Annotated in this window: 4 protein-coding genes; 1 reads left to right on the top strand and 3 read right to left on the bottom strand. The window is 62.0% G+C overall.

Features of this window, described 5'->3' with window-relative positions; genetic code table 11:
* Nucleotides 1–363 precede the first annotated feature (363 nt).
* Nucleotides 364–882 carry a DUF2059 domain-containing protein gene (locus tag APH41_RS27600; protein ID WP_014719258.1) on the bottom strand — a complete coding sequence of 173 codons (519 nt, stop codon included), beginning with the start codon at nucleotides 880–882 and terminating at the stop codon, nucleotides 364–366.
* 196 nt (nucleotides 883–1,078) lie between these two features.
* Here APH41_RS27600 and APH41_RS27595 point away from each other — a divergent pair, with 196 nt between their 5' ends.
* Nucleotides 1,079–2,461 (top strand): class II fumarate hydratase, encoded by a 1,383-nt coding sequence (locus APH41_RS27595; RefSeq protein ID WP_014719259.1) that lies wholly within the window; start codon nucleotides 1,079–1,081, stop codon nucleotides 2,459–2,461.
* Here APH41_RS27595 and APH41_RS27590 read toward each other — a convergent pair.
* Entirely contained in the window at nucleotides 2,458–3,414 is a 957-nt protein-coding gene (locus APH41_RS27590; RefSeq protein ID WP_054922648.1) for a DMT family transporter, read from the bottom strand. The genes APH41_RS27595 and APH41_RS27590 overlap by 4 nt on opposite strands.
* A 188-nt stretch (nucleotides 3,415–3,602) precedes the next feature.
* Nucleotides 3,603–4,254: thiolase family protein (locus APH41_RS27585; protein WP_156359108.1), on the bottom strand; the 652-nt coding region annotated here is incomplete at its 5' end.

Below are 4,254 nucleotides of genomic sequence, written 5' to 3'. Positions count from 1 at the left end.
AGCAGAAGACGGCATACGAGATATCCACTCGTGACTGGAGTTCAGACGTGTGCTCTTCCGATCTCAATGTCCGCCGGCGCAGGTCGGCGAGGCCGGGGCTGCGTCGATTGTCGCCCACTCGTCGGGCGTATAGGTATGCAGCGCCAGCGCATGGAACTCGCTCATCAGATCACCCAGGGTGGCGTAGACCTTCTGGTGGCGCTTGACGCGGTTGAGCCCCTCGAACTGCTGGCTGACCAGCACGGCCTTGAAGTGGGTCTGCAACCCACGGCTGTGCATGTGGCTTTCATCCAGCACGCTCAAGTGTTGCGGGGCCAGGGCGGCAAGGGCCGTTTCGATACGCTGTTGCATGGTCATTCCTGCTTACTTCTTCTTGGCCGGTGCGGCGGCTTTTGGCGCCAGCTCGTTGGTCATGTCTTCCAACAGCTTGTTCACCACCGGTACGGCGCTTTCCAGCTTGGCCTGGGTCATCTGGGCCGATTGCTGGGTCAGCTGGGGCATTTTTTCCAGGACTTTCTTGCCAAGTGGCGACTGGTAGAACGCTACCAGGTCCTTGAGCTCGGATTCGCTGAAGTTGGTGGTGTAGAGCTTGACCATGTCAGGCTTGAGCTTCGGCCAGCCGATGGCCTGGTCCAGAGCGGCGTTGGCCTTGGCCTGGTAGCTGTCCAGTACCGACTGCTTGGCGGCAGGCGCCTTGGTCTGTTCGAAACGCTGGGCGAACATTTGCTGCACTTGCATGTACACCGGGGTACCCAGCTTGTCAGCATGGGCCAGGGTAAGGAAGGCTTCGGCACTGGCGTTGTGGCTGGCGGTATCGGCAAGAACCTGGCCGCTGGCGCAAACCAGAGCAACCGCGGTACAGATGGCACGAAGACGAGTCATCGAGTTTCCTTTTCTAGCAGGCGAGGTAAGACCCCAAGGGCGACCATTCTGCGCCTAAAAAACCTCGCGGCTCAACCCCACTCCTTGGCAAGCCCCGGTTTCACGGGGCGCGATGGCACAAATGCGCTTTTAGGGAACCCACGCTGGCCGCCAGGGCCTAAACTGACCAATCACGACTGCATAAGGAGGGTGACCGATGAGCCGTATCGAAACCGACAGCCTGGGGGAAGTACAGGTCCCTGATGACGCCTATTGGGGCGCGCAAACCCAACGTTCGCTGGTCAATTTCGCGATTGGCGAGCAGCGCATGCCGCTGGCGGTATTACATGCCCTGGCCCTGATCAAGAAGGCTGCGGCGCGGGTCAACGACCGCAACGGCGACTTGCCCGCCGATATTGCCCGCCTGATCGAGCAGGCTGCCGACGAAGTCCTGGACGGCCAGCATGACGACCAGTTCCCGCTGGTGGTCTGGCAGACCGGCAGTGGCACCCAGAGCAACATGAACGCCAACGAAGTGATCGCTGGCCGCGCCAACGAACTGGCCGGCAACAACCGCGGCGGCAAGAGCCCGGTGCACCCCAACGATCACGTCAACCGTTCCCAGAGTTCCAACGACTGCTTCCCCACCGCCATGAGCATTGCTGCGGTGCAAGCGGTGAACAAGCAACTGCTGCCGGCGATCGCCACCTTGTCCGGTGGGCTGGCAGAATTGGCCGCGCGGCATATGAAGCTGGTCAAGACCGGCCGTACCCACATGATGGATGCCACACCGATCACCTTCGGCCAGGAACTTTCGGCGTTTATCGCCCAGCTCGATTACGCCGAGCGTGCGATCCGCAGCGCCCTGCCCGCGGTGTGCGAGCTGGCCCAGGGCGGCACCGCCGTCGGCACCGGCCTCAATGCCCCCCATGGCTTTGGCGAGGCGATTGCTTCCGAGCTGGCCGCGTTGTCGGGTCTACCCTTTGTGACCGCGCCGAACAAATTCGCCGCCCTCTCCGGCCATGAGCCGCTGGTGACCTTGCACGGCGCGCTGAAAACCCTGGCCGTGGCGCTGATGAAAATCGCCAACGACCTGCGCCTGCTGGGTTCGGGCCCTCGCGCCGGGCTGGCCGAAGTCAAGTTGCCGGCCAACGAACCGGGCAGTTCGATCATGCCCGGCAAGGTCAACCCCACACAATGCGAAGCGCTGTCGATGCTGGCCTGCCAGGTGCTGGGCAACGACGTGACCATCGGCATGGCCGCCAGCCAAGGGCACTTGCAGTTGAACGTGTACAAACCGGTGATCATCCACAACCTGCTGGAGTCGATTCGCCTGCTGGCCGATGGCTGCAACAACTTCCAGGAGCATTGCATTGCTGGCCTCGAACCCGACGCCGAGCAAATGGCCCAGCACCTGGAACGCGGGCTGATGCTGGTCACCGCCCTCAACCCGCATATCGGCTACGACAAGTCAGCCGAAATCGCCAAGAAGGCTTACGCCGAAGGGCTGACACTGCGTGAGGCTGCACTGGAGCTGGGCTACCTCACCGATGCCGAGTTTGACCAGTGGGTGCGCCCGGAAAACATGCTCGGCGCTTAAACCGACATCCGCAGCCGCCGGGCCCTGAGCCCGGCGAGCAGCGAAGGCGCCAGCGCGACCATCGCCGAGCCAGTCACCACCACCAAAGCCCCCACATACCCCAAGGCATTGATCTCTTCGGCTTGCACATAGTCCGGCCACAGCCAGGCCGACACTGCCACCGCCACAAAGGTCACCAACGGCGTCAACGCCAGGGTCGCACTGACCCGCGAGGCTTCCCAATGCGCCAGGGCTTCGGCAAATGCGCCGTAGGCCACCAGCGTATTCATGCAGCACGCCAGCAGCAGCCAGCCTTGCAACGGGCTCAACTGCAACGCCTCCAGCGGGTGCGCCCAAGGCGTGAGCAACACCGCGCACGACAGGTAGATCACCATCATCACCTGCAATGAATTCCATACCGTCAGCAACTGCTTCTGCCCCAGTGCATAGAACACCCAGATGGTGGTGGCGAGCAGGATCGTCAGCACACCGGCGGTGTAGGTGCCCATGGACGTCAGCAACTCCACCAGGCGTTGGTTGAAAAACAAGCCAAAGCCTGCGATCAGCACCATCAGCCCCACCCCCTGCCCCAGACTGAAGCGCTCCTTGAACACAAACACACTGGCAACCATCAGAAAGATCGGCCCCATCTGCACCACCAACTGCGCCGTGCCGGGGCTGAGCATTTTCAGGCCAACCAGGTACAGCACGTAGTTGCCCACCAGGCCACACACCGCCATGCCCACCAGCCACCCACCCTTGGGGCCAAGCACTTTGCGGCTGGGCAGGCGTTTGGTGGCGGCCAGGTAAACGAACAGGCACGTGCCCGCTACCATGAGGCGAAACCAGGTCACGGTGATCGGGTCCATCACCTGCAACACTTGCTTGAGCTTGATCGGGAGAATGCCCCACAGAAACGCGGTCAGCAGGGTCAGGAAGAAACCGTAGACCCAGCGGCCGGAAGAGATGTGCATGAGTGCCCCAGATGCCAGAGGAAGTGGAGCAGGCATTCTAGGGGCAAGTCACTGAGTTCGGATACGTCACAGTCTTGAATGTGGGGGCTGGCTTGCCTGCGATGGCGATTTATCTGTGTCCAATCTGTCGCTGACCCACCGCAATCGCAGGCAAGCCAGCTCCCACATTGGCGGTATTCCAACCTGACTCAGCGTACGGCTTCGAAGAGTCCGGTGGCGCCCATCCCACCCCCCACGCACATGGTGACAACCCCGTAACGCAGGTTGCGCCGTTGCAGTTCGCGCACCAGGTGCCCCACCTGCCGCGAGCCGGTCATGCCGAACGGGTGCCCGATGGAAATCGAGCCGCCGTTGACGTTGTATTTGGCATTATCGATCTCCAGGCGATTGCGCGCGTAAAGGCACTGGGAAGCAAAGGCCTCATTGAGTTCCCACAAGTCGATATCCGCCACCTGCAACCCCTTGGCCTTGAGCAACTTGGGCACCGAGAACACCGGGCCGATGCCCATCTCGTCCGGCTCGCAACCGGCCACGGTAAAGCCACGGAAGAACGCCTTGGGCTTGAGCCCCAGTTCCAGGGCTTTTTCCAGGCTCATCACCAGGGTCATCGACGCACCGTCGGAGAGCTGCGAGGAGTTACCTGCCGTTACCGAGCCATCCTCGGCAAATACCGGCTTCAGGCCGCTGAGGCTGGCCAGGGTGGTGTCCGGGCGGTTGCAGTCGTCACGGTCTACCGCGCCATCCAGGATCTGCACCGCGCCAGTGTTCTTGTCCTCCACCTTGTACTTGACCGCCATCGGCACGATTTCATCGTTGAACAAGCCATCAGCCTGGGCCTGG

The sequence above is a fragment of the Pseudomonas sp. NBRC 111138 genome (assembly GCF_001320835.1).
Taxonomy (GTDB): domain Bacteria; phylum Pseudomonadota; class Gammaproteobacteria; order Pseudomonadales; family Pseudomonadaceae; genus Aquipseudomonas; species Aquipseudomonas paracarnis.
The sequence above is the reverse complement of the archived record's forward strand: the minus strand, read 5'-3'. Positions and strand labels throughout refer to the sequence as shown.